Origin of the sequence: Terribacillus aidingensis, assembly GCF_900215625.1 — a bacterium.
Lineage (GTDB): Bacteria > Bacillota > Bacilli > Bacillales > Amphibacillaceae > Terribacillus > Terribacillus aidingensis.
Map to the genome: position 1 here is coordinate 117,703 of NZ_OBEK01000003.1, position 25,848 is coordinate 143,550.

The 25,848-nt window shown below is 41.8% G+C and carries 26 protein-coding genes; 9 read left to right on the top strand and 17 right to left on the bottom strand.

Going from position 1 to position 25,848, the window contains the following annotated elements; translation table 11 throughout:
* Window positions 1–93: 93 nt before the first annotated feature.
* Window positions 94–585 carry a CotY/CotZ family spore coat protein gene (locus CRO17_RS11145; protein WP_097042226.1) on the top strand — a complete coding sequence of 164 codons (492 nt, stop codon included), beginning with the start codon at window positions 94–96 and terminating at the stop codon, window positions 583–585.
* Window positions 586–629: 44 nt separating this feature from the next.
* Here the strand turns inward: CRO17_RS11145 and CRO17_RS11150 are convergent, their stop codons facing one another.
* The 3 genes from CRO17_RS11150 to mgtE all read right to left on the bottom strand — a co-directional run bounded on the left by CRO17_RS11150 (window position 630) and on the right by mgtE (window position 4,442).
* A complete protein-coding gene (locus CRO17_RS11150; protein WP_097042228.1) occupies window positions 630–1,118 on the bottom strand; it encodes a CotO family spore coat protein in 489 nt (162 codons plus the stop codon).
* A 102-nt stretch (window positions 1,119–1,220) separates the two neighbouring features.
* A complete protein-coding gene (locus tag CRO17_RS11155) occupies window positions 1,221–3,056 on the bottom strand; it encodes a monovalent cation:proton antiporter family protein (RefSeq protein WP_097042230.1) in 1,836 nt (611 codons plus the stop codon).
* Between the two features lie 18 nt (window positions 3,057–3,074).
* Window positions 3,075–4,442: a magnesium transporter gene (gene mgtE / locus CRO17_RS11160; protein WP_097042232.1), complete on the bottom strand. Its 1,368-nt coding sequence runs from the start codon at window positions 4,440–4,442 to the stop codon at window positions 3,075–3,077.
* A 229-nt stretch (window positions 4,443–4,671) separates the two neighbouring features.
* Between mgtE and CRO17_RS11165 the strand changes: the two genes are divergently transcribed.
* Together CRO17_RS11165 and prpE are read left to right on the top strand one after the other, a co-directional pair.
* Window positions 4,672–5,850 (top strand): FtsW/RodA/SpoVE family cell cycle protein, encoded by a 1,179-nt coding sequence (locus tag CRO17_RS11165; protein WP_097042234.1) that lies wholly within the window; start codon window positions 4,672–4,674, stop codon window positions 5,848–5,850.
* A gap of 62 nt (window positions 5,851–5,912) precedes the next feature.
* Window positions 5,913–6,650, top strand: a complete 738-nt coding sequence (prpE, locus tag CRO17_RS11170; protein ID WP_097042235.1) for a bis(5'-nucleosyl)-tetraphosphatase PrpE — start codon at window positions 5,913–5,915, stop codon at window positions 6,648–6,650.
* Here the strand turns inward: prpE and CRO17_RS11175 are convergent.
* From CRO17_RS11175 to yjbM, 3 genes are read right to left on the bottom strand one after another with little or no spacing between them, the layout of a single operon-like run.
* Window positions 6,639–7,502 carry an RluA family pseudouridine synthase gene (locus CRO17_RS11175; protein WP_097042237.1) on the bottom strand — a complete coding sequence of 288 codons (864 nt, stop codon included), beginning with the start codon at window positions 7,500–7,502 and terminating at the stop codon, window positions 6,639–6,641. The genes prpE and CRO17_RS11175 overlap by 12 nt on opposite strands.
* A gap of 5 nt (window positions 7,503–7,507) precedes the next feature.
* A complete protein-coding gene (locus CRO17_RS11180) occupies window positions 7,508–8,305 on the bottom strand; it encodes an NAD kinase (protein ID WP_097042239.1) in 798 nt (265 codons plus the stop codon).
* 14 nt (window positions 8,306–8,319) lie between these two features.
* Window positions 8,320–8,949: a GTP diphosphokinase gene (gene yjbM / locus CRO17_RS11185; RefSeq protein WP_097042240.1), complete on the bottom strand. Its 630-nt coding sequence runs from the start codon at window positions 8,947–8,949 to the stop codon at window positions 8,320–8,322.
* A gap of 132 nt (window positions 8,950–9,081) precedes the next feature.
* Here yjbM and CRO17_RS11190 point away from each other — a divergent pair, with 132 nt between their 5' ends.
* The 5 genes from CRO17_RS11190 (at window position 9,082) to CRO17_RS11210 (ending at window position 12,355) form a co-directional block, all read left to right on the top strand.
* A complete protein-coding gene (locus CRO17_RS11190) occupies window positions 9,082–9,660 on the top strand; it encodes a CYTH domain-containing protein (RefSeq protein WP_097042242.1) in 579 nt (192 codons plus the stop codon).
* A gap of 99 nt (window positions 9,661–9,759) precedes the next feature.
* Complete coding sequence (locus CRO17_RS11195) at window positions 9,760–10,161, top strand: globin domain-containing protein (protein ID WP_097042244.1); 402 nt, start codon at window positions 9,760–9,762, stop codon at window positions 10,159–10,161.
* Window positions 10,158–11,036 carry a ClpXP adapter SpxH family protein gene (locus CRO17_RS11200; RefSeq protein WP_097042246.1) on the top strand — a complete coding sequence of 293 codons (879 nt, stop codon included), beginning with the start codon at window positions 10,158–10,160 and terminating at the stop codon, window positions 11,034–11,036. The genes CRO17_RS11195 and CRO17_RS11200 overlap by 4 nt, the downstream gene beginning before the upstream one ends.
* A gap of 103 nt (window positions 11,037–11,139) precedes the next feature.
* Window positions 11,140–11,595 carry an alpha/beta fold hydrolase gene (locus tag CRO17_RS11205; RefSeq protein WP_097042248.1) on the top strand — a complete coding sequence of 152 codons (456 nt, stop codon included), beginning with the start codon at window positions 11,140–11,142 and terminating at the stop codon, window positions 11,593–11,595.
* A 574-nt stretch (window positions 11,596–12,169) separates the two neighbouring features.
* Window positions 12,170–12,355, top strand: a complete 186-nt coding sequence (locus tag CRO17_RS11210; protein ID WP_097042250.1) for a hypothetical protein — start codon at window positions 12,170–12,172, stop codon at window positions 12,353–12,355.
* A 20-nt stretch (window positions 12,356–12,375) separates the two neighbouring features.
* On the opposite strand, the gene pepF is transcribed toward CRO17_RS11210, so the two are convergent.
* From pepF to CRO17_RS11265, 11 genes are all read right to left on the bottom strand, one after another.
* The gene (gene pepF, locus CRO17_RS11215) at window positions 12,376–14,190 is read right to left on the bottom strand and encodes an oligoendopeptidase F (protein ID WP_097042252.1); all 1,815 of its coding nucleotides are present in this window, start codon (window positions 14,188–14,190) and stop codon (window positions 12,376–12,378) included.
* 146 nt (window positions 14,191–14,336) lie between these two features.
* Entirely contained in the window at window positions 14,337–15,440 is a 1,104-nt protein-coding gene (locus CRO17_RS11220; protein ID WP_097042254.1) for a competence protein CoiA, read from the bottom strand.
* 110 nt (window positions 15,441–15,550) lie between these two features.
* Window positions 15,551–16,222, bottom strand: a complete 672-nt coding sequence (gene mecA / locus CRO17_RS11225; protein ID WP_097042256.1) for an adaptor protein MecA — start codon at window positions 16,220–16,222, stop codon at window positions 15,551–15,553.
* 280 nt (window positions 16,223–16,502) lie between these two features.
* On the bottom strand, window positions 16,503–16,898 hold the full coding sequence (spxA, locus tag CRO17_RS11230) for a transcriptional regulator SpxA (RefSeq protein WP_077310206.1): 396 nt from the start codon (window positions 16,896–16,898) through the stop codon (window positions 16,503–16,505).
* Between the two features lie 227 nt (window positions 16,899–17,125).
* The gene (locus CRO17_RS11235; RefSeq protein ID WP_097042258.1) at window positions 17,126–17,716 is read right to left on the bottom strand and encodes a GNAT family N-acetyltransferase; all 591 of its coding nucleotides are present in this window, start codon (window positions 17,714–17,716) and stop codon (window positions 17,126–17,128) included.
* A gap of 93 nt (window positions 17,717–17,809) precedes the next feature.
* Window positions 17,810–19,009 (bottom strand): putative glycoside hydrolase, encoded by a 1,200-nt coding sequence (locus CRO17_RS11240; protein WP_097042261.1) that lies wholly within the window; start codon window positions 19,007–19,009, stop codon window positions 17,810–17,812.
* A 189-nt stretch (window positions 19,010–19,198) separates the two neighbouring features.
* Window positions 19,199–20,143: an ABC transporter ATP-binding protein gene (locus CRO17_RS11245; RefSeq protein ID WP_097042262.1), complete on the bottom strand. Its 945-nt coding sequence runs from the start codon at window positions 20,141–20,143 to the stop codon at window positions 19,199–19,201.
* The gene (locus tag CRO17_RS11250; RefSeq protein WP_097042265.1) at window positions 20,140–21,189 is read right to left on the bottom strand and encodes an ABC transporter ATP-binding protein; all 1,050 of its coding nucleotides are present in this window, start codon (window positions 21,187–21,189) and stop codon (window positions 20,140–20,142) included. The genes CRO17_RS11245 and CRO17_RS11250 overlap by 4 nt, the downstream gene beginning before the upstream one ends.
* Window positions 21,190–21,203: 14 nt before the next feature.
* Entirely contained in the window at window positions 21,204–22,355 is a 1,152-nt protein-coding gene (gene opp3C, locus CRO17_RS11255; protein WP_097042266.1) for an oligopeptide ABC transporter permease, read from the bottom strand.
* 3 nt (window positions 22,356–22,358) lie between these two features.
* Window positions 22,359–23,285: an oligopeptide ABC transporter permease gene (gene opp3b, locus CRO17_RS11260; RefSeq protein ID WP_097042268.1), complete on the bottom strand. Its 927-nt coding sequence runs from the start codon at window positions 23,283–23,285 to the stop codon at window positions 22,359–22,361.
* Window positions 23,286–23,408: 123 nt separating this feature from the next.
* Window positions 23,409–25,112, bottom strand: coding sequence for a peptide ABC transporter substrate-binding protein (locus CRO17_RS11265; RefSeq protein ID WP_097042271.1), 1,704 nt, complete (start codon window positions 25,110–25,112; stop codon window positions 23,409–23,411).
* Between the two features lie 333 nt (window positions 25,113–25,445).
* On the opposite strand from CRO17_RS11265, the gene CRO17_RS11270 reads away from it, so the two are divergent.
* Complete coding sequence (locus tag CRO17_RS11270; RefSeq protein WP_097042273.1) at window positions 25,446–25,802, top strand: DUF3899 domain-containing protein; 357 nt, start codon at window positions 25,446–25,448, stop codon at window positions 25,800–25,802.
* The last annotated feature ends 46 nt before the right edge of the window (window positions 25,803–25,848 follow it).

Consider the following 25,848-nt stretch of genomic DNA (forward strand, 5'->3'; position numbering starts at 1 on the left):
ATCAGGGCAAACGCCCACACATAACACCGGGCATCCCATATCTTATTAAGGACGATACGTCATTACTTTATCTTTTCGAGAGGGGTTAACATCATGAGCTGTGGATGTGAAAAAGGCACAGGCTGCGTAATCGATATCCTAAAAGAAATCGCTAATGCACAAAAGGATATCTACACAGAATGCTGTGCAACAAGTGCGGAACAATCCATCAACGATCTTCTAGGCAACTGGGGAGGATCAACTGGTTTTGATACAGTACCATTTATTCTTTACAACCAGGACGGCACTCCATTTAGAGGTCTTGGAGTCGTACCAGGATCTGTACCAGGAGCACTTGGACCGCTTGTTGCGAGCTACTACTTCCGTGTGAAGACAGTATACGAAGATGGCTGTGCGGTATTGGAATTGCTGCGTGATCCAGGAGACCTAGACCTTACACCAGATACAATTGATGTGCAGCAAGTTTTGAACTTAACTGCAACTGGCGTCTGCTTCACTGTCGACTTGCACTGCTTCTGCCACATTACGACGCTTCCAGCAATCTCTGCTTTCACCGGAAATACTGGATCAACACCAGGTATCTAAAGGGAAAAAGTTCAATCTTGAAAATCAAGATTGAACTTTTTTTTTTAAAATCCAAGCAGCTTGATATCCTTGATGGCAGCTAACTTAATTTCTCGTTTAAATGGACGGCGAACTGACTTTACCTGGATGACATCGTCTTCCATTCCTAAAATGATTCCAATAATGTTAACTTCTTCGGTTGCAATTTCACACTTCATCCGAGGAATTTGAGAAGGAAGGTTCAAGCAGTAATCTATCCTCTCAATGAGCGACAGATCTTTGAAATTCCCCTTCTTTTTCTGTTTCCGGACTTCCGGCTCTGCTGATTTTTCCTCTTTTTCCAAATGCACAGCTGCTTCTGCTATTTCTTCTGCTATTTCTTCTGCTATTTCTTCTGCTATTTCTTCTGCTATTTCTTCTGCTATCGCTTCTGCTACCTCTTCTTTCCTTTTCGTTGTTCGGTAAACTTGCTGCATGGCTGCTTTCGGCAACTCCAGTTTTGGCTGGGAGATAAACAGCAGCGGCTGCTCGCGTCGTACTTTCCCTTTAGACATGCTTTGTCCTCCTCTGCATTAGGATTCCTACCTAGTGTATGCAGCTGCTTGCAAGTCGGTGCCCAGATAATTGCATAAAAAAAGACTGTCCGCAGACAGCCTTTATTCTAATACCTCTCGCAGATCCCCTACATATTCACCAGAACCTGTAACAATAAGCATATCATCCAATCGAAGCACGGTATCGCCATGCGGAACGATAGAATCCTTTCCTCGGAAAATACGGACAATAATCAAATCCCCATGAAACGGGAACTGCCGCAAGGACACGCCATCATAAGCAGGATTTTGCATGGAAACTTGATAAAGCGCATTATCCTGGTTCGTCATAATATTGACAACACTAGGCGCTTCAATCAACGCTTTAAATAGTGCATTCGTTGATAGCAGTACAGAAAATACCTCAACATCTTTTTCTTTCAATTCATCGCTTATATCTGGCTGTTCAATACGAGCAATAACTCGTTCGATTCCAAGTCCTTTGGCATGTAGCGCAAGTTCTTTATTTCTCTCTTCATCCCCTGTTGAAACAACCAAAATATCGACATCGAATACACCGAGAGCTTCCAGTTTTACGGGATCATAGTCCTCCAGTTCCCGGATGTCAAAGCGGGTTTGCGCCAAACTTTCATCAAGCTTATCCTGCTTTGTATGATACAAATGCGTCCGGTAATATCGCTCGTCTAGATTGCGGACAGAAGGCATTGTCAGCTGGTTCGCACCAATAAATCCGACATCATATTTCTTCTCCGTTTCCGCATAACGCACGTAAAATCGCTTGAAGAACCACGGTGTAACAATACAGCTGATAACAGCTACGAGGATTAGTGCTCCTTCCATCTTACTGTCAATAACGCCGATCCGCTCACCAATTGCAGCAGCAGCAATTACCAACGATAATGTAGACGTCAGAATTGTACCTGCACTGATGACCGAGCGCCAGTCATACCACCTTCGTAAATACAGTACGGGCACAATTTTTGATACGAGCAGTGCAATTAAAAGCAGCGGAATGAGCATTAATATTTGCGGATCTGTAAGCAGAGACCGTAAATCCATTTCTACCCCAATCATTACGAAGAAGATCGGGATCAAGAAGCCATATCCAAAACTGTCCAGCTGGTGGACAAGTTCCTGATTTGGCGACAGCAAGGAAACGAGTGTCCCAGCTAAGAAAGCACCTAAAATGTTCTCCGCACCTACGGATTCAGATACAGCTACAAGCACGATGATTAATGTAAAGACAGCTCTTGTACCAATCTGGACGGTTCCCTTTGATAATGTTTCAACAAAGGATCGCTTTTGGAAGACCTTCCCGATAAAGTAAAGCAGAATCCCAACGCCAAACAGAATGAGCAGTAGCCACATACTGCCCCCTTCGTGCCCATAGATGGAGGCAAACACCGCGAGCAGGATCATCGTGGACAAATCCGCAATAACTGCAATCATCAAGATCGTTTGTCCAAAAGTCGATTTCATCATTTGCGCTTCTTTTAATGTGGGAACGACAACACCTAATGATATCGTTGAAATGATTAGTGTCATTAAGAAGACATTATCGATAAAGCCTGCCAGAACGAAAGCATAAGATAAACCGACAGATAAAACAAGGATGCCTGTGAACACAATAACCGAGATAATAAACGGAGATTGGGTAGGCTGACCTTCCTTTTTCTTTTTCTTCTTATTCGCGAAGATGGAAAAGTCGATTTCCAGCCCGCTCAAAAACATGAGAAAGATAAAACCAAGTGTAGATAGTGTTTCCAGCCACGTGCTCTGATTTACTAAATCAAAACCGCTTTGGCCGATAATAATACCAACGATAATTTCTGCAACAACGACCGGGAGCGCACGGAGCTTCAGACGATTCATTAAAATCGGTGTGAGGAATGCTGCCAGAATAACTACTACTAGGGAAAGAATGGATTCGTGCTCCATGCTGGACCCTCCTTTTTTCTATTGTGTAATTAATCCCATAAAGGCTGTTGCCAGCCCAAAATATATCAAGATGGATATAATGTCATTGATTGTCGTAATAAAGGGACCAGAAGCAATTGCCGGATCTATCTTCATTTTGTGCATGAGGAGCGGAATAATGGCTCCTGCTAATGTGGCAATAATCAAAGTAGCAAAAATGGACAGTCCTACAAGTAAGCCAAGATAGACATTATTTTGCCAAATCGCAACGACGATAGTAATCACGATACCGCAGCTTAATCCGGTCATCATCCCAGTCAAGCCTTCACGCAGCACCATGCGCATCTTACCGCGCTTGGCGATATCGCCAGTTGCCATACCGCGTACTGCGACTGCAAGTGCTTGGGTTCCTGTATTACCTCCCATACCACCAATGAGCGGTATGAAGCTTGCAAGGATAGCAACTTGGCTGAGCGTTGACTCAAAGCGGCTGATCAAGCTGGCCGTAATCATACCAAGGAAAAGGAGCGCAACAAGCCACGGAAGGCGTTTTCGCGCAGACACAAAGGCACTGTCTTCACCTTTTTCGGTATCACTTACACCGGCTAGCCGGCTGTAATCTTCATCTGCTTCCTCTTCCATAACATCAAGAATATCATCGACTGTAATAATTCCAAGAATATGATCTTGAAAATCAACAACTGGCAGTGCCAGGAAGTCATAATCACGCATCATCTGCGCAGCGTGTTCTTGGTCATCTCCAACAGCTACACTGACAATACGATCACTCATCACTTCCGAAATAAGCCAATCCTTTTCTGCAATAATTAAGTTACGCAGAGAAATGACACCGACTAGTTTTTTGTCGATATCGACGACGTACGTATAATAAATCGTCTCGGCATCCGGTGCTTCTGCACGCAGATGCAGCATCGCTTCTCTTACTGTATCGGCGGCACTGACACTAACGAATTCCGTCGTCATAATACTTCCTGCCGTTTTATCTTCATAATGAAGAAGATGCTTAATTTCGTCCGCAGCTTCTTTTTCCATTATTGTAATGAAACTAGCAACCTTATTCTTGTCCATTTCCTTCAATATATCAACCGCATCATCGGCCGACATCTCCGCCAGCACCTGGGCCGCGTAGCGGGAATACATTTCCGTGAAATATTCGTCCGCATTTTCCTGATCAACGTTTTCCATTATCTCAGCTGTTTCTTCAGGAGAAAGATAGGAATAGATTTGTTTACGAACTTCTTCTGGCTGCTCTTCGAAAACGGCAGCCTGATCATATGGGTGCAGTTCTAGGTATTCCGCACGAAATTGATCGATTTGCTGGTTGGCTAGTGCTTCCCTTATTTTATTCTGATATAGTAAGACTTCTTGGTTTTCTAAATGATCCATAAGCCAGCCTCCTCGCTTGCAAGAAAAATCAATAGTATGCAACGTGCCGTTATTTGTCAACGGATAAACGTTCGTTTCCTGAAAGGTTTAAAAAACTTTTATAGTGTTCACTTAATTTATCCGTATTTTTGTTGTAAACTGTAACAAGATTATATTCCACTCATTTGCAAAATCTAATCGCTTTTATAGCAGCTAGAGATGCGGAAGGAACGAAAGAAAGGTTTTGTGTATGAATTCTAACAAATTTCGGTTAGATCTAACAATTATATTAGTTTTTATATTGCTTGGTATTGTCTCTTCGTTTACGTTACATGAACTGCAGCCGACTTTATCTGGCCTTGCCGCTCAGACACAATATATGCCAAAACAAATTTTATGGTATGTGCTTGGCGCCATTGTCATTACCGTTATGATGCTGCTTGATTACGACCGTCTGCGCCAGCTTGTGTGGATATTTTACGGAATTGGTATTGTCATGCTGCTTATGCTCTTCTTCAAGTTTCCAGCAGCCATTATCAATGAAGCAAACGGTGCGACAAGCTGGTTTATCCTGCCTGGTATCGGCTCGATGCAGCCGGCGGAATTTGTTAAAGTATTTGTCGTTATTGCCCTGGCGCATGTAATCATGTCCCATAATGAAAAACATGCGCTACGGACGAACAAAACCGATTTGATTCTGCTAGGAAAATTGTTAGCTGTTGCATTGCCCCCGATGGGATTAATTGCTTCACAGCCTGACCTTGGTGGTTTCCTAGTATTATGTGCTATTCTCGGCGCTACCATTTTGGTATCAGGTATCAGCTGGCGGCTTTTGCTGATGATTCTCGGTGTTGTGCTGGGAATTGCAACAATTGTAGGTTTGCTGGCGTTTATTTTTCCGAATCAGGTCGGAGCATTCTTACAAGAAACAATCTTTAAGCATGTGGAAAGCCGTTTTCTCGGCTGGCTTTATCCAGAGAAATACCCTGATTCCAGTTATCAGTACCGGTTAGGTTTGATGGCAATCGGCTCCGGCATTTTGCTTGGAAAGGGAGCGTCTAATTTTCAGGTATCTATTCCAGAACGCCATACCGATTACATCTTTTCTGCCATCGCCGAGCAATATGGATTCATCGGTTCAGCAGTTGTCCTTTTCTTGTTCTTCATTCTGATTTATCGAATGATTCAAGTAGGCTTAGAGAGCAATGAGCCGTTCGGCAGTTATTTAGCTGCTGGCTTCATTGGTATGTTCACGTATCAAATTTTCCAAAACATCGGTATGTCTGTCGGCCTTGTGCCAATCACTGGCCTCCCGCTTCCGTTTCTCAGTTATGGCGGAAGCTCCACGCTCGCTTACATGATTGCGATAGGTATCGTACTCAATATACACTCACGAACCAGAACGTACATGTTCGAAACACAGAAATAACTAGACGTAAAAAAGGGAAAGCTTTCATCAAAGCTTTCCCTTTTTATATAGGAGTGATTTGAATGAAAATTGATTTTATTGGAGATGTTCACGGCTGCTTGCCAGAACTGCTAGAACTATTCCATGAGCTAGGTTATGAAATGAAAGATAATCTGCCTGTTCATTCCGATAACCGAAAACCTTTATTCATCGGTGATTTAACGGATCGCGGTCCAGATTCTATTGGCGTCATCGAACTTGTCTATCGTCTGACAGAAGCTGGCATGGGCTTTTATGTGCCAGGGAATCATTGTGATAAGTTATACCGCTACTTACTCGGCAATAATGTACAAGTCAAACACGGGTTAGAAACAACGGTAGCTGAATTACAAGCATGTGAACCCAATAAACGCCGTAAATTAACGAATATGTTCATGCAGCTTTACAAAAAAGCACCTTTGTATAAACAGCTTCCAGAAATAAACGCGATCGCAGCACACGCTGGAATAAAAGAGTCGCTTATTGGAAAAGAGGGGAACAAGGTAAAAAGCTTTGTCCTGTACGGTGATACTACCGGGGAAATGGATGAGCTTGGCCGTCCTGTCAGACGTGACTGGGCCAAGCATTACCACGGCGATGATTGGATTATATACGGTCATACGCCTGTTATGGAAGCCCGCATCATGCATCATACAATAAATATCGATACTGGCTGTGTTTTCGGCAACAAACTGACTGCCTGCCGCTTCCCGGAACGTACGCTTTATAGTGTTCCATCACAGCAGCCTTTTGTTGAAGAAAAGTTCCGCTCATTTGATTAAAAAGTCAGCTGGTATCGCCGAGTGGAAGTTGAGTATACGTTTCGTAAAAGGATGGGTAAAGCGCAGCTGCTGAGAGTGCAGCGCTTGTCGCTTCAACACATCTGTTCGGCCGCCATAAAGTGTGTCCCCTGCCAGCGGATGACCCAGAAAAGCCATATGCACTCGAATTTGATGGGTCCTTCCCGTTGCAAGCTTCATCTCCAGCAACGTATGACGAGCAAATCGTTCTTGTATACGATAATAAGTCAAAGCATCTTGGCCATCTTGTCTGACTTCCCGCTCGATGATCGAACCTTCTTTTCTGCCAATCGGCTGATGAATGAATCCAGTTTCCTGTACGACATGCCCTTCTGCAAGTGCGGCATAAGACCGATAAATTCTCCCCTGTTTTTGGTCTGCCGCCAAGAGGGTATGCGCATATCGGTGTTTAGCAATAAGCATCAGACCAGAAGTATCACGATCAAGTCTTGTCAAAATGTGAACCGTATAAGCAAGCCCTTGCTGCTGGTAATGCCAAAGCAAACCATTCGCAATTGTCCCATTCGGCTGATTCATTGATGGAATGACTGCTACGCCTGGCTGCTTATCAAGCACAATAACATGCTCATCTTCAAACACTATTACCAGGTCAATCGGCTCTGGCTCCATAAACCCACCTGCTTCTTCATCCGGAAGCTTTACTTCCAAGAAATCGCCAGGTTTTCCGGTATACCAAAGAAAGGCCGGCAGCTGATTGAGTGTCACCAGCTCCGGCTCCTCCTTCAATGTTTTGAACAATCTTCTGGACACGCCTTGTGACTTCAAGAAGTCCTTCAGGCTGACTTCTTCCTGTAAAGTCCAACTCAATTTCATATTGTCTACCTCTTATCTGCAATAAAGGAGTCATGCACTCGTTTCCAGAACGGGAAAGGACGAAAGCGAGCAAAGCGAACGCGCTGCTTGGCTACAGAACAAGTAATAGACTCAATATCGGTATGATTTTCGGTCATATGATCAATGGCAATCAAGAAACTTTTATCCAAGACAGGGCGAAGCGTACATGGATGATGGCTCGGCAGTATAAGCGGCGAACCAATTGTCCGGAATACGCGATTATTAATAGAAGCTAGCTCTGTCACCTGAATGGAAGCAAGTGACGGATGGATAATTGCTCCGTTTAGCGCCTTATTATATGCAGTACTGCCAGAAGGTGTTGAAATGACAAGGCCGTCTCCGCGGAATGTCTCAAAGTGCTCCCCCTTTATCGAGAGATCAAGTACAACCGAACCGTCTGGTGTTTTAACAGAGCATTCGTTCAAGGCTAAATGCTCGTCCACTCTGCCGTCCTTATGGGCAATCGAGATTGCCAAGAGCGGGTACTCTACGATATGGTACGGTTTATTCGCTACTTGAAGCAGCAGCTTCTCCAGTTCCTCCGGGACCCAGTCAGCATAAAATCCTAAATGCCCGGTATGAATACCAATAAAAGCTGTACTGTCCAGCCGGTGGACAAACGTATGGAAATTCTCCAGGAAAGTGCCGTCGCCTCCAACAGAGATGGCAAGATCAGGCTCTTTTTCATCGTAATCAAAATTGAAATGAGCGAGATGGTCGACGATCGTCTCTTTGATACGATCGGACTTCTCATCTCCCCTTGAAAGTACCGTATATTTCATCCCAGCTCACACCCCTATTTATGCTTTTTTATTTGCTGCTGATCACGATAAATCTGTTGTGCTTCTCGAACATCATCGCGAATTTTTGACATCTCTTCATCCAGGCGGAATGCAGCTTCAGCTGCCCGTTTTAATCGTGCTTTCAAATCTGCTGGAATTTGGCCATCATATTTATAATTAAGAGAATGCTCATTCGTCGCCCAGAAATTCATCGCCAGCGTCCGAATCTGTATTTCTGCCAGCACTTTCTTTTCACCATGAATGGTTTCAACTGGATACTCAATGATCATATGATAAGAACGGTAACCGCTGTCTTTTTTCTGCACAATATAATCAATCTCATCTACTATGATGAAATCCTTGCGCGCTTTCAGCATGCCTACCACTGTATAAATGTCATTTACAAACTGTGTAACGATCCGCAAACCAGCAATATCTTGGATTTCCCGGTGAAGCAGATCGACAGTAACTTGTTTTGTAGCTGCCTTCTGTAAAATACTGCGTACCGGTTTCACACGACCTGTAATGAATTCAATTGGTGAATGGCGTGATTCATATTCGAATTGGGAGCGCATCCCTTTCAACTTCACTTTCAGTTCTTCAACCACTTGTGCATATGGTGCCAAAAAAACTTCCCAGTTCATGCTTCACATTGCCCCTTTTCTTACCAGCCCCGTCTAGTTGTTCCAGATGCATTATCTCTTCATTCAGTGTATCATAAAAGCAGCTTGGCATAACAATGGAAAACAACAGATGTACGTACAGGGGGTAATCACATGCCGCAAGAAATAGAAATTGAATTTAAAAATCTGCTCACAGAAGCAGAATTTGACACATTATATACGATATTTAAAATGGAAAAAGAACCTGAGATTCAGCAAGTGAATCATTACTTTGAAACAAAGGATTTTCAACTCAAACAGCATGGTGCTGCCTTGCGGATTCGTGAGAAAAATGGAGAATACCAGTCCACTTTAAAACAGCCCTATGAAGACGGTTTGCTGGAAACCCACGATTCTTTGACAGCAGAACAAGCGAATGCTTGGATACAGGGCGAAATTACATTAGGACCTGAAATCAGAAAGCAGCTTCAAGAGCTAGGCATTTCCACCGAGGAACTGGCGTACGGAGGCTGTTTGAAAACGACTCGACGCGAAACCGCTTATCATGATACGACAGTTGTACTTGATCGAAGCGAATATGGAGATAGAGTTGACTATGAGCTGGAATTAGAAGCTAAAACGTTTGCCCATGGACAGTCTGTATTCCAAACGATTCTTGCCGATTATAATGTAACAAAGCGGAAGACACCAAACAAGATTCAGCGATTCTATGACTCTCTTGAAAACAGATAAGTTGCTCAACCTGCGCATTGCCTGCTAAAATAAGTTACAGTTGACCCCACAAGCAGGGGCAATTGTTAGGTAATCGCTTTGTATTAGAAAGGAAGAACGATGAATCATTCGGAATCATTGTACGAAAACATTGGCGGACAGGCTGCACTTGAACGGCTTGTGGAGGCTTTTTACCAACATGTAGCAAAGCACCCGCAATTAAAACCAATCTTTCCAGAAGATTTAAGTGAGACCCGACGCAAACAAAAGCAGTTCCTTACTCAATTTTTTGGCGGACCGCCACTTTATACAGAGGAGCATGGTCATCCAAAATTAAGATACCGGCACCTCCCTTTTGAAATAACAACGACGCTTAAGAATGCTTGGCTTTCTTGTATGGCAGCTGCCCTGGAGGAAACCGGGATTGAAGAACCTTATAACAGCATTATTTTTGAACGTCTTGCGCTAACCGCACATCATATGATTAACACACCAGAAGAAGAGAAAGGAGAATCAATATGATCTGGGAATCTTCCAATTCAAACCAGCAAATCTCTGAGGATGACTGCGGTGGATTTTGCGGATTGTCTTCCTCTTCCAAGAAACCTGTAGAGATTTACGTCTTTATTGATCCGCTTTGCAAAGATTGCTGGTCCCTCGAGCCTTTACTCAAAAAACTGAGGATGGAATACGGACAGTACTTCACATTACGTCCAATTTTAACTGGAGATTATCAGCCGCTTGTTCGCGAGAAAAATGAGTGCACGTATCCAAAAACAGTTTTGCAGCCGGATAACTTACTGCTGAACAATGCAGTTTCCTTCCCATGGCGAACATCCTTGGCAGTAAAAGCAGCTGAGCTGCAAGGAAGGAAAGCAGGCACACGTTTTCTTCGCACCATTCAAGAAGCACTTTTCTTAAATAAACAAGATATAACAGCAGATGAGATTTTAATGGATTGTGCAAAGATCTCTAATTTAGATTTGGATGAATTCCATGACGATATGTATTCTGCATCAGCGAAAAAAGCATTCCAGTGTGACGTTAAACTAGCTAAAGAGCTGGAAATTGATGAATCGCCTTCCATTGTCTTTTTTAATGAATCAGAAGAAGACTCAGGAATTAAGATTTCCGGTATATACAGCTATGATGTTTACGTGAATGTTCTGCACCAAATGCTGCAAAAGGATCCGCAGCCGGCGGATAAGCCGCCTGTGGAAGAATTCCTATCCAGTTACAAATTTGTCGGCAGCCGTGAAATCTCCTTGATTTATGACTGGACAGCTGCTCAGACAGAAAAGGAAATGAAAAAGCTGCAATTAAAACAGATGGTAGAACGTATTCCTGTGAAACATGATACTTTTTGGAGATATAATATTACTTCTAAAGCTGAGTAAAGCTTGCTGCACTTATTTTGACAGCCGCACAACATGTGCGGCTGTTTTTTGTTGCATCGAAACGCATCGGAACAAGATATTCAGCTGAAGGAGGGAATGATATATGAAACAACATTATACAGAATCAGACGGTCTGCAACTTGCTTACTTAGACAATGGCGCAGTGTCGGATCATGTGTTAATTCTGATGCATGGACTTTTCGCTCGTGCCAGCTTGTATATCCCGTTTATAGAGCCAATAAATTGGCGGATTGTTGCTCCGGACCTGCGCGGCCACGGAAAAAGTGATCATGCAAGAGCACCTGCAGATTATAACCGTGCTGCCTATCTCCATGATCTGGAGGTATTGCTCGACGCAATCGGACCAGCCAAACAATTTGTACTTCTCGGCCACTCTTTATCAGCTGTCACAGCTTATCAATACGCCGCCGCTCACCCTGACCGCATTGATGGTCTTATCATTGAAGATATGGGACATAAAGTATCATGGCGAGCTGTCTTATGCAATGAAATTCCAAGAGCCTGCACCAACGCTTATCTCTCTCTGTCAGAGCATTGAACAAGCCCAAGATGAAAACCATTACCTGTATTATGCCGAAAGTGCTTATGAAGCAAAAGATGGATAGCGTCTTTGTTTGATAACAAAGGTATCCAGGCATCACAAGAATACTCAAACGGGGATTATACAGAAACCTTCCAGCATGTTTCCTGTCCTGCTTTGCTGATGCGGGGTGTCTACTCCCCCTATTTTGTCTGAAGAAGTCTGGGAAGAAATGAAACAACTGCATCCACTTGCAGAAGTGGAACAATTTGAAAAAACTGCGGCCATGCCATTCATTTTGAAGGTTTGGATGGCTTCACTGCCTCTGTTCATCAATTTCTAAGTCAATGGAATGTATAAAAAAAGGCCTGCCTAATGGCAGACCTTTTTCATGTATAACTTCTACTGAGGGGATGGGAGAACAATAATCCAAACAAAGGGGACTTGTTTGTGATGTTTCTCACAAATATAATGTACCAAATATATATTTGAATAGCAACCTTTATGTGCATTATTTCACAAAAAAGACACAAGCTCGGCTAGTCTAGCTATTCCCCCTTCTGCATACAGTTAAAATAGCGGAGGTGAAGCGATGAAAGGTATTGGCATTCTATTGATAGCTTTAGTAATATGTGCCCTTTGTTTTAACATTCTCGGATTGCTGCAGCTCGTTTCATTAGCAATCACACTGCCTGTATTGTTTTTATCTCTATTTGCGCTCTGTTACTTTCTAACCAGAAAAAGACAATTTAAAGGCATGAAAAAACCGACGCGTTAGCTAGCGCCGGTTTTTTCACTTTATTTTTGTAACAGCTCTTCCATTTCGTTCAGTTTTGCTTCAAATACATCAAGCGCTGACAAAATCGTCTGCTTATCGTTCATATCCACTCCTGCAGATTTCAGCACCTCTATCGGATAATCACTGCTGCCTGCTTTAAGGAAGCCTACATACTTATCAACAGCAGAATGTCCTTCCTCCAAGATCTTTGCAGACAACGCTGTCGCTGCTGCATATCCTGTCGCATATTGATAGACATAGTAATTGTAATAGAAATGCGGAATACGCGCCCATTCCAATCCAATTTCTTCATCAATCGTCAACGCTTCACCAAAGTACTTCTTGTTCAAATCATAATACATGGATGTGAGTTTCTCCGCTGTCAGCACTTCGCCATCCTGCTGATGCTTATGAATCAGATGCTCAAATTCAGCAAACATCGTCTGCCTGAAGACAGTGCCGCGGAATCCTTCGAGGAAGTGATTGAGCAAATACAGCTTCTCCTTCTCATCGTCCACACTATTGATCATATATTCGTTCAGCAATGCTTCGTTACAAGTAGATGCGACTTCCGCAACGAAAATAGAATAATTGCCGTAGCGATAAGGCTGGTTCTTGCGTGTATAATAACTATGAACCGAATGGCCGAATTCATGTGCCAACGTAAACAGGTTGTTCACATTATCTTGCCAATTCATTAGAATATATGGATTCGTACCATATGCGCCAGAGGAATAAGCACCGCTGCGTTTGCCTTTATTTTCTTCCACATCCACCCAGCGATTTTCGAAGCCTTCTTTTAGGATGGACTGATACTCCTCACCTAACGGCTTCAACCCTTTAAGCACAAGCTCTTTTGCTTCTTCATACGATACCTTCATATCGACACCTTTAACAAGCGGCGTATACAAATCGTACATATGCAGGTCATCAAGCCCAAGTACTTTCTTGCGAAGCTTTACATATCGATGAAGCAGCGGCAAACGCTCATTTACTGCTTCGACTAAATTATCGTACACTTTTTCTGGAATCTTATTATTATCAAGCGCTGCTTGACGGGCAGATTCATAATTTCGCACCTTTGCGTAGAAATTATTTTTCTTCACCGTTCCAGATAACGTCGTGGCAAATGTATTACGGAATTGACCAAATGTATCATACATGGACTTGAACGCATCTCGGCGGACACGCTGATCACTGGATTCCAAGAACGTGACATAACGGCCATGTGTAACATCCACTTCTTCCCCTTCTTCGTTCTTAATGCTAGGGAAAGTAAGATCAGCATTATTTAACATGCCGAATGTAGCAGCACCGTTATCTGTCACTTCAGAAGCTTGTGCAAGCAATGTTTCTTCCTTCTCAGACAATACATGCGCCCGCTGACGGCTGATTTCGTTTAATGTATGCTCGTACAGTTTGAGGTCATTGTTTTGTTTTAGGAACTCCTCTATACGGGCTTCATCAATCGCAAGTAATTCCGGCACAATATAGCTCATCTTACTTGAAATTTGGGTAATCAGTAACTCTGCTTTGGACTGAAGAGCCTGATAGTGACCATTTGTTGTGTCTTGGTCATAACGCATATGCGCGTATGTATAAAGCTTGCCTATCCGCTCAGAAAGCTCGTCCTGCAGCTTGAACATCTGGTATAACGTATCTGCAGATTCATCTAGCTTGCCTTGGAATGCGGAAATTTTGTCTCCGTCCTCGGCTAACGATTTGCGTTCTTCTTCCCATTGTTCATCAGTTGCAAATATATTCTCCAGGTTCCACGTGTTCTCCACTGGCACCTCGCTACGTTTTGGTAAAGACTTTGATTTTGCCACGAACATCCTCCTCCAATACTCTTGCCTTTTTCTTATCCTAAACTATTTCGTATAATTGATGGGAAAATCCTTCATTTACAAGCATTTTCTCTCTTCTTATTATATATATAAACTGCAGTTTCATGCGAAGAAAACGATTGTACAGCGAACCCTCAAAAAGGGGAAGCTTTTTTCTTAAGATAGGAACCATCCTGATTTTGTTCAAACAAGCCTGCCTGACAAAGCTTCTCCATATATGTTTCCACCGGATGCTTCGTTGTATGTACAGCAAACGGCTTTATTGCTGTTTCCCATCTTCGGCACGTATAGAGCAATTGCGCAAGCGTAATATTTTCACCGACGACAGCTGGGTGCAATTGATTGAGCCATAAATCTGTCTGCCAAATAAAAGGAGGAACTGACAAGCTGTACTGTGCTTCCACAGGAAGTAAAATAGAAACCGGAATATCCTGCAGAAAATACCCTTTCTCATATATTTGCATTATCCATTGTTTCACCGATCTTGGAGCATAAGTCAGCGGCTTTGCGGTTGTTCGGCTCTGAAGTCGTTCCCAGGCAAGGTCAATTGCTTGCTGATATTTAGGGAGAGGCTGGAATAACTGCGGAAACTTTGTCTGTTGGAGTGACCGGTAATAAAACTGTCCGACTGTCTGTTTTTTTCCGGTTAAAAGGATATGCTGCACATTACAAAACGCTTGCGCATCAGCACAATAATAAAGCATCTGCAATGGCAGGTTTGGCTTTTGTTTCATAAGAAATCGCTGTTCTCTTTTTGGTAAATGAAGCAGATAAGTGGATGTTCGCTTTAACCGATTGCCGCCAAGAATCCAGACAGCTTTAATCCCTCGCTGCTGATACACTTCATTCCGGCTCATCAATTCATCATCCGATATAGATGCGCATTGATACTCAATGGCTATTTTTTTGCCATCTTTTGCATGCACCAGCAGATCCGGCCGTCTATGCGCATTCGCAATGCGTTCCTCTACGTTAACCGTATAACCTTGCATTTTCAGCCAGTGATATAACTGCAGCTTCCCGCGCAGATGATAAAAACCTTCTCCTTTCCTCTCCATTTCACAATCCTGTATATGAACATGTGCAAAATGGGGAATGATTTTCTTTCCTGCTCGTATCTTGACTGGTCTGCGGCAGACAGGGCAAAAGAAATGCGCGTGACGGAAGCATTGAATTTGTTCCTTTCGATAAGCAGCAAGCATTATCATTCTGCCGTCTTCCAGCTGTGCCTGCAACATGCTCGTTACCACCTCCTTACGACCAGTTTACATCAGCTGCAGACTAAGGAAGAAAAACGCTGTAATTTTAATTTTTGTCCACAAAAAAATAGACATTCTTGTAGGAATGTCTATTTAAGAGGGAAGTACTGCTTTACTTGTACGAGTGCGTCTTCAGCGAAAATCACCTTGCCGTATTCTTCTAGTCGATAAATCGTTGTCTGGCAATCATAGCCGAACTCCAGCACCTGACTCAAGATATCTTCTTGCTCATCATCACCGAGCACGCTATCATCAAATTCTACATATAGCATATACTTATCTTTGTAATGGAATAGTCTATTTTCAATGCCAGATGTCTCTCCAAAATAATGGCTAAGCTGTATGACATCTTCAAAGTCACGGAATTGAATTACAAAGGACAGTTCGCCCTCATCCTCTTCTTCAGCTGCTTCATTATGGGAGCCGAACTTCTCTTCCAGCACAGAGTCGACTTTATCTTCGACAGATGCTTGAATCGTTTTATCATCTACATTCAACTCCACGCTCTCTCCATCTTTTGTAAGCTGAGCTTTTGTCACGACGATTTCTAAGCCTTTGTCCATTGCTTGCACTTGAATCCAAAGCGGGCCGTCCACACTAAAGTCTTCTTTGTAGTTCACTTCATCCATCATTTGCCAAAATAGCTGTTCACTGCGTTCACGGTTGTACCAGATATCTTCTTTATCAAAACCGCGGTCTTCAATGTCTATATAAGAAATATAAAATTTAATCGTATTTTCATTAATTCTTTCGATTTCCATGGTTTTCTCTCCCTCCAGTAAAGTGGCAGGTGAAAAACGCCCTCTCGCATTTACACTTCCCGCATTCCCTTACCCTCAACCAAACTTTTTCTGTGTCTATTTCTATTTTATGATAAATTGTCCCTAATGGAAAATAGAAAGGCCTAGGATTGCCGAAAAAAGGCGAATGACCCCATTGGGATTCTGTACATTGTAGCGCATATAAGATGATTTGTCATCCGCTTTACTTAAAGCAAAAGGGCGCAAATCCCATGGGATCTGCGCCCTTCAGCAGCTAGAACTAGTTGACCATTCGCTGCGCTTCTCGAAGCTGGAATGTACGGACTGTTCTTGGCAGGAAGCGACGAATTTCGTCTTCATTATATCCGACCTGCAGCCGTTTCTCATCAAGGATGATCGGACGTCTCAGCAGACCAGGGTTTTCTTGAATCAAGCTATATAACTTTTTCAATGGTAATTGATCTAAGTTCATATCTAGACTTTGGAAAACCTTCGAGCGTGTAGAGATGATCTCATCCGTACCATCTTCTGTCATACGCAGGATTTCCTTGATTTCTTCAAGTGATAATGTCTCGGAGAAGATGTTCCTCTCTGTAAATGGAATATCATGCTCTTCTAACCAAGCTTTAGCTTTGCGGCAAGATGTACAACTTGGTGAGGTATAAAGTGTTACCATTTAAACTTCACTCCTCAATACAGAATATGGTTCTATTTCTTTGCCCATTGAAAGATTTTATTTAAAATAATTTTAATGTAATCTCTCTATGTACAAGTATACTACAGCGGTCAAGTATTTGAAAGACTTCCTGAAAGATACCACAGATTTTACACAAATATACGTTTGTTCCGTTCCTATGGTTCCTGTTTACCCCGTCCGCATGGTTTAAAACCATTTTTATTAAATTATTTCTTATTCTCTTTTAAAGTATGGAAAATGCTATCCTTTGCAGCATCTTTCTCAAACGTCAGCACTTCATCCGCCTCCTGATACGCTTTTCCATATAAATCTTTATCTTTGTATGTGTGAATCTGCTCATACATCTCTCGCATCGCCTGGTAGATTTCCTCTTCTGATTCATTGTTTGGAGCCCAAAACAGGATTTCCATCGGATTCTCTTCATTTGTTGCTAGGGAACGACGGTTATAACCAATCGACTGTGCATGCTGAAAGCCTTGTTTCTCGTAAAAACGCAATCGCTTTTCCGAATCGGAATCTTCATATTGGATAGGCTCTACTTCTAAAAGAATAGGTTTGTTTTTTGCTTTCAGCTTATCAATTAGCTTCCCGCCGACCCCTTTTCCGCGCGTCTTGGCAGAAACATAGACGTAATCAATAAACAGAAAGTGATCAAACTCTGCATACATCAACACATAATCTTCGCTTTCGTCTTTAAAGTATACATCTGCTTTTTCTTTCAGCAGTAGCTCCATATGCTTCTTTGATTTCATCTCTTCAATCGGAAAATATTTACTCAGTTTTTCATACCAATTCATAGGGCAGCTCCTTCAGTGGCGTTATATACTATTTATTCCCCAGAGCGCTTGCGCTAAACAAAACAGCCCCTTTTAAAAGGAGCTGTTTTTGTCTTATGGTGTGTAATCTACACCCTCTGTGTAACTATTACCGGCGTTCCAAATGAGAAATTCGTCGATTCCATTCTCATTTAGCGCACGAATTTGATCTTCTACCTCTTGCTTGCCGTATTGTTTTGATGAAACCCAAGGTGCTTCAAAATCTTGGATCCAAGGTCTGGACTCCGGAGCACTTTCTAGTTTTCCTAATACTTCATTCTCTACTTTGGCATATTCAGCCGTAAGTTTGTATGGATGGTCATTAGGTACATCAATACCGAAATACGAAGTCCAATGACTCGGATAAATCATAGAAGAAATAACATCTACATTAGAGGAAATCTTAGAGAAATTCTGCCCTATACCTGGTGCCTCTTTTAGCGTTGCAGCATAGCCAAAAATGTCAACCGATGTTTGTACATCGTAATTGGATAGTTCTTCTTTGGCATAAGCTACAAAGTCGGTAACAGCGCGTACTCGCTTTTGAACACCAGTTGTTTCTGAATTTGTATAATCGCCATGATTATATTGTAATGTTTCCGATCTTTTCTCAAATCCTTCAGGGAATCGAACATAGTCAAACTGGATTTCCTGGAAGCCCATCATCGCAGCTTCTTTTGCCAGCTCTACATTGTATTCCCATACTTCGTGCTGGAATGGGCTTACAAACGCCTCTCCGCGCCCATTTTTCCAAACACTTCCATCCGGGTTTTGGAAGGACAGCTCCGGCTTCTGTTCTGCTAACAGTGTATCCTTAAAGACAACAATTCGGGCAATTGGATATATCTTGTGCTTTTCTAATTCCTTCAGCATCTTCTGGGGGTCGTCTATATAATCCTGTGCTATATCGTAGTATGGAGATTTTTTATCTGGCTTATATGTAATGTTACCGTGATCATCTTTAATATCAATAACCATTGCATTCAGATCGGTGTCATCTACAAGCTTTACGAGGCTGTCAAATCTTGCTCCTCCTGCACTAGGACCTGTTACATAAATACCTCTTACAGCGTCTGGGTAGTCAAATGACAAATCCGAAGAGTAGGTAAATCGTTTCATAACTTGCGGTACTTCATACGACTGCACAGTCGCTGTCCGCGTCTTCAGCTGTTTTGTTTCCAGCGTTTCTCCTTCTTCTGCAGCAAATGCAGCTGTTGGAACAAGAGCGGTTACTGTTAAAGCTGCTGTCAGCATTACATTCTTCCATTTACCCATTCTATCAATCTCCTATATGTTGGTTATCTTCATTATAAGGGAGTTATATGGCAGATGAAACCGCTTTTTTGCAAAACAATGCCGAACATCGTCATTTGGTGTTCTCCCCATTTCCTATTTAGCCAAATTTACTGGAAAGGAAACCTGAATACAAAAAAAATCGCAGCTCTGGGCTGCGATTTTCATTTATTAGTTTGTTACTGTGTTTTGCTGCTCTTTTTTATATGCTTCGAATTCCTTCGTTGTACATAGGACCCAGTGTTTTGGGCTGATTTCACGAAATTCTGGTTCTTCACTTGTATCATGCTGCGATGGATCATACACGATACGTTTGCGATTACGCTCATAAATCGGATCTGGAAGCGGAATGGCAGAAAGCAAAGAGCGTGTGTATGGGTGAATAGGATTTTTGTACAGTTCTTCCGCATCAGCAAGCTCAACCAGCTTACCGAAGTACATAACGCCAATGCGGTCACTGATGTACTTAACCATAGAAAGGTCATGGGCAATGAACAGGTACGTTAGGCCCTTTTCTTTTTGCAGCTTCTTCATCAAGTTAACAACCTGCGCTTGAATCGATACGTCCAGTGCAGAGATGGGTTCATCAGCTATAATGAATTCTGGGTCTACAGCTAGTGCACGTGCAATTCCTAAACGCTGACGCTGCCCGCCGCTGAACTCATGCGGGTAACGGCTCGCATGCTCTTTATTCAAACCTACCGTCTCTAACAGCTCATAAACTTTTGCTTTTCGTTCCTCTGCATTTTTCGCCAGCCCGTGGATATCAATACCTTCTGCTATGATATCCATTACCGTCATACGCGGGTTTAAAGAAGAATATGGATCCTGGAAAATCATCTGCATCTGACGGTTGAATTTTTTCAACTCAGACTTATTCTTCTTCCCTTGCACATTATCGCCTTTAAAAAGCACTTCTCCATCAGTGGAGTTATACAAACGGATAATCGAGCGGCCTGTTGTCGATTTCCCACAGCCCGACTCTCCAACAAGACCGAATGTTTCTCCTTTATAAATATCAAACGTCAATCCATCAACTGCTTTGACGACGTTATTTCGTCCAAGTTTGAAATGCTGCTTCAAATTCTTAACTTCAACTAATTTTTCCTGACTCATGATCGCGTCGCCTCCTCAGAATGATCCATAGACTCGATACGTCGCTTTACTGAGGCGGGCGGCTCGATCTTCGGTGCATCTTCATGCAGCAGCCAAGTTGCCGCATAATGCGTATCTGACACCTTAAACATTGGCGGCTCCTCTACGAAATCAATTTCTAACGCAAAGCGGTTACGCGCAGCAAATGCATCTCCCTTCGGTGGCGCAATTAAATCAGGAGGTGTACCTGGAATTGCAAATAGTTCCTCTTCATCACTCTCCAGAGTAGGCATGGAACCTAGCAGCCCCCAAGTATACGGGTGCTTCGGATTGTAAAACACCTCATCGACTGTTCCCGTCTCAACGATCTTCCCTGCATACATAACTGCTACCCGATCTGCAATGTTGGCAACAACGCCAAGATCATGGGTAATGAAGATAATAGAAGTGTTTACTTTCTTTTGGATATCTTTCATCAAATCAAGAATTTGAGCTTGAATAGTTACATCCAATGCTGTCGTTGGCTCATCCGCAATGAGTACGCGCGGGTTACAAGCAAGTGCCATTGCAATGACGACTCGCTGACGCATACCGCCAGAAAATTGGTGCGGGTATTGTTTCATACGAGCCTCAGGATTTGGTATTTGAACTAAGTTCATTAGCTCAATCGCTTTGTTGCGTGCATCTGCTTTTCCCATTCCTTGGTGCTTGATTAGACCTTCCATAATCTGTGTACCAACTTTTAAAGTTGGGTTCAGAGAAGTCATTGGATCCTGGAAGATCATTGCTATTTCTTTACCTCGGATCTTCTGAAGATCCTTATCTTTCATCTTCGAAATATCTGTATTATCAAATGTAATACTCCCTTGTTTAATAAACCCATGAGGTTTTGGAAGCAGTCCCATTAAAGCTTTTGTAGTAACAGATTTACCTGATCCTGATTCCCCTACAATCGCAAGTGTTTCCCCTTTATTCAAATGAAAATTCACACCTCTAACTGCTTGAACTTCACCACTATACGTATTAAAAGAAACATGCAGATCATTCACTTCTAGTAGTCTATCCATATTTTCACCTGCTATCATTTTTTATTCAATCTTGGATCAAATGCATCACGAACACCGTCACCGAGTATATTGAATCCTATCATTATCAAAGAAATCAGTACTGCTGGAAATACTAGTATAGATGGTGTTGTCTGCAATGCTGCAAAACCATCATTAATTAATGTTCCTAATGATGCTGCTGGTGAAGGTAATCCTAGACCAATAAAGCTTAAGAAGGATTCAAAGAATATAGCCGATGGGATAGAGAACATTGTATTAACAATAATTAGACCCATCACATTTGGAATTAAGTGTCTCAAAATTATTCTTTTATCCGGAGCACCGAGTGTTCTAGCAGCAAGAACAAATTCTTGTCCTTTCAATTTCAGTATCTCACCTCTAACAATTCTGGCCATACTCGTCCACCCAGTTATGGTAAGTGCAATGATTATAGCCCAAAGCCCTGGTTCCAGAATCAAAATCATGAGGATAACGACTACTAAATTCGGTATACCTATAACAATCTCTAGGAAACGCATCATCATATTATCGACTTTCCCGCCATAATAAGCGGCGATTCCTCCATAAAGGACCCCTATTACCAAATCAATTAATGCTGCAACCACTGCTATTAAGAGTGACACTCTAGTACCGTCCCATGTTCTCGTCCATAGGTCACGGCCAAGTCTGTCGGTACCAAAATAAAAATACTCATTTTCAAAGCCGCTAGCAGCATATTTATCGTAGGTAGCTTCTACTTTAGCTGAGTTTGGTGTTCCATTTCCTTCACTAACTACATCAAACGAAATGAAATCCTCATTATTTTTATATTGCAGCAATGCTTTTTGTTTCGCTGTTTCTACGTTGTTACCATTAAATGTCTTTGTCTCCATACCATCTAATCCAAGCCAAGATATATTTTCAAGTACAGGAATTCGCGGACCAAGCAATGATTTATTTAAATCTTGTTCCCGAGTAGTATAGTCACTGAATATTGGAGCAAATATACTCATTAATACGATGACAAGTAACACAACAGCCGCTATCATTACAAATACATTTTTTCTTAGACTTCGGAAAGCATCTTGTAAAAGCGTGCGACTCTCTCTTACAATATTGTCACTCTGTTCATTGGTACGATCTACGCGTTTGAATAGGTCCTGATCAAATTGTTTTTTATTTTCCATGTGTTATTTGCCTCCAGATATTCTAATTCTAGGATCGATTATTCCATAAAGGATATCTATAATTAGAATCATGGCTATAAATACTACAGCAAAAAACAGAGTCGTACCCATAATAACCGGGAAATCATTTGTAACAACGGAAGAAACAAACTGTTGACCTATCCCAGGTACAGAGAAAATTTGTTCAATTACCAACGTACCAGTCAGCAAGCTTACTGCAAGAGGTCCTAAAACCGTAATCAAAGGAATTAATGCGTTTCTAATACCATGTTTGAAGACGACTGTAGTACCAGATAACCCTTTAGCTCTTGCTGTAGTAATATAATCTTGATTTAGAACTTCAATCATCTCTGTTCTTACGAAACGTGCACAAGTGGCAAGCGGGAAGATGGCTAATGCGATAGTTGGAAGAATTGTGTATTCAAATCCATTCCAAAATGCTACCGGTAACCATCCGAGCTTAACAGCGATGAAATACTGCATTATCCCCGCAAAAATGAATGAAGGAATAGAGGTACCTAATACAGCAATAACAGTAGAGGCGTAGTCCGTAAAACCATTATGGTAAACAGCAGATAATAATCCTAACGCGACCCCAAGTATTGTACCTAGCAGCAAGGCTTGTATGCCGAGCTTGGCAGAAGCAGGGATACCCTCGCCCAATATGCTTGTTACGGGTCTGTTATCGAATTGGAAAGAAATCCCCAAATCTCCTTGTACCAATCCTACTAAGTATTTCCCATACTGAACAGGAATGGGATCATTTAAGCCATAGCTTTCTAATATAATCTCTCTCTGTTCAGGGCTAAGCTTATCTGCAGCTGAAAGTGGCGTTCCTGGTAGGAACTTCATTAAAATAAATGAGATTGTAGCGATTAAAAATAACGTTATCACCATGTATATTAAGCGTTGTCCAATATACCTAGCCATGATAGCCTCCTAAGATATTTGAATTTTTTTTCTATTTAGACAATATTATACAAAGGGAAAGAGAGTATAAACTATCAGGCGTTTATACTCCCTTAACCAACACTTCAATTATAAGTTGTTAGCTTATTGTGCATTTTCTGCTGCTGCGTTATCGGCATATGCCCATTTAAATTCCCAACGTGCACCAGTTTGGTTCTTATATACATTTTTAAGCTTCGGACTGATCAAGTAAGAACGACCATCCTGGTAAATTGGTGCAATTGCAGCATCTTCCATTAGAATTTTCTCTGCTTCAAGTGCATCGTTCCAGCGAGCTTCTGGATCAAGAGCATTTTCATTTACAGATCTCTCAACTGCAGTATCATATGCTTCGCTAGAGTAATTCATATGGTTATTCTCTCCGTCAGTTTCAAACAAACTTAGGAAAGTATATGGATCAACGTAATCTGGATTCCAACCTGCAACTTCAATGTCGTAATCTTCAGCTGTGTCTAGCTCTAATCTTTGTTGGAATGGTACTTTCAACGTTTTAACAGTAAGACCTTCCAGATTAGATTCTAATTGCTCTTGGAAATAGTCAACCATTTGAGTGGAAGTAGTTGTATCACCCGTAAGGATTTCTACAGTTACTTCTTCTGTTCCTAGCTCTTCTTTCGCTTTTTCCCAAGACTCTTTCGCAGCTTCAACATCATAAGTCAAATAGTCTCCACTTGCTTCACGGAAATCTTGACCATCTTCATTCGAATAGAAACCTTCTGGAATCAAGCCATTGATTTCAGTAGAACCGTTGTTCAGTACTACATCAACTAGACCTTTTTTGTCAATCGCCTGTGCAATAGCTTTACGCACATTGATATTTGCTAGTGGCGTGTCTTCGCCATTTCGTTTTTGGTTAAGTTTCAAGTACCATGGACCTGCTTCCAAATAAGTAGCAAAACCAGGGTCATTAATTTTTTGATTTACAAATTCAGAAGATAGTGGTGTACGATCGATTTCTCCAGTATCGTACAAGTTAACACCTGTAGCTAAATCTTTAACAACTTGCACATTGATTTCTTCTAATTGAACTGTTTCTGCATCCCAGTAATCTTCATTCTTTACAAATTTAAAGCTGCTGCCATGATTCCATTCACTCATTTTGAATGGACCATTCGAAATCATTGTATCCGCTTCAAGAGCGAACTTATCGCCTTGTTCTTCTACAAACTTCTGATTAACAGGGAAGAATGTAGTGAAAGCAGTAAGAGATTCGAAATAAGGAACTGGTTTTTCAAGTTCTACAACTAGCTTGTAATCGCCATCCGCTTTTACACCAAGTTCAGATACATCTTTCTCACCTGTTGCAATAGCTTCAGCATTTTTAATTACGCCGCCCATCATGTACGGTCCATATTCAGACTTTGTTTCTGGATCAACAGCTCTTTGCCATCCGTATACAAAATCGTGCGCTGTAACAGGATCACCGTTACTCCACTTCGCGTTATCGCGTAAATTGAATGTCCAAGTTAAAGCATCTTCACTAACCTCAGGCTCACCTTTAGCGATACCTTCAGATATTTCTCCATCTTTCATACGGTAAAGTCCTTCGTATGTTTCGGAGATCCATTGGCTTCCTGCTGTGTCCGTAGAAACTTGCGGATCCATAGAAGGAATGTCAGATGCTTCTGTAAGGTTGAATACCTGTTCGCCATTTGCAGAACCTGAAGCGCTGTCTCCGCTTCCGCTGCCGCCATCTCCGCCCGAGCTATCAGAGCCGCTGGAACATGCTGCTAGGAATGAACTAAGTACTAAAACAAGTGCAACTAATAACCAGTTCTTCTTTCTCATGTAAAACATGACCTCCCCAAAAATTCTAAATTTTTTCAACTTTCAACGAACAACTTGTTCGCAATTAGAATTATACAAGTTTTCTCACAATTTGTGCACCCCTAAATTTATAGGAATTTTACAAAAGTGCGAAAACATTGCATTTTCATAACACAAAATAGGACTATAAACCTAGTTTATTTTACTGATTTTACTCTTTATTTTATGCTTTTCACACAATTTGCAGAGTAAGAATCCTAAAAATGCTCCTTTCACCTATAATATTCGATTACTAAAATACTGGAAGCACTTATGCTATAATGGTTCATCATATTACGAAGGCGGTTATGTATTTTGTTTGGTAAAGGGCATTTTATCTTATTAATGATCAACTTAGTCATCACATTGGTTCTATTTCTTGCTTCGGATGAACAAAGTCTGCTTACACTTATTAACTCTTTCTTTTATGTAGCATTCTTCTACTTTGTTGCTGCTTTACTTTTATTCGTTATTAAAGGCAGAGTGTTGGATGGAATTACGAGAAGTTTCCGCAGGTTCGGAAAAATGATGAGCAAGGGATTACTAGACTTTGAAGAGAATGGGGATCCGTCGCAATGGGTGAACCGCTCATTTCTGCGGTACCTGCAATTCCAAGCAGCCGTCTTAATCGGACTAATGCTTATCCTGCTGGCAATATTCTACCTCATCTGACAGACCAGCTTGCAAACCGGTCGCAAGATGCATATAATAGTTAACT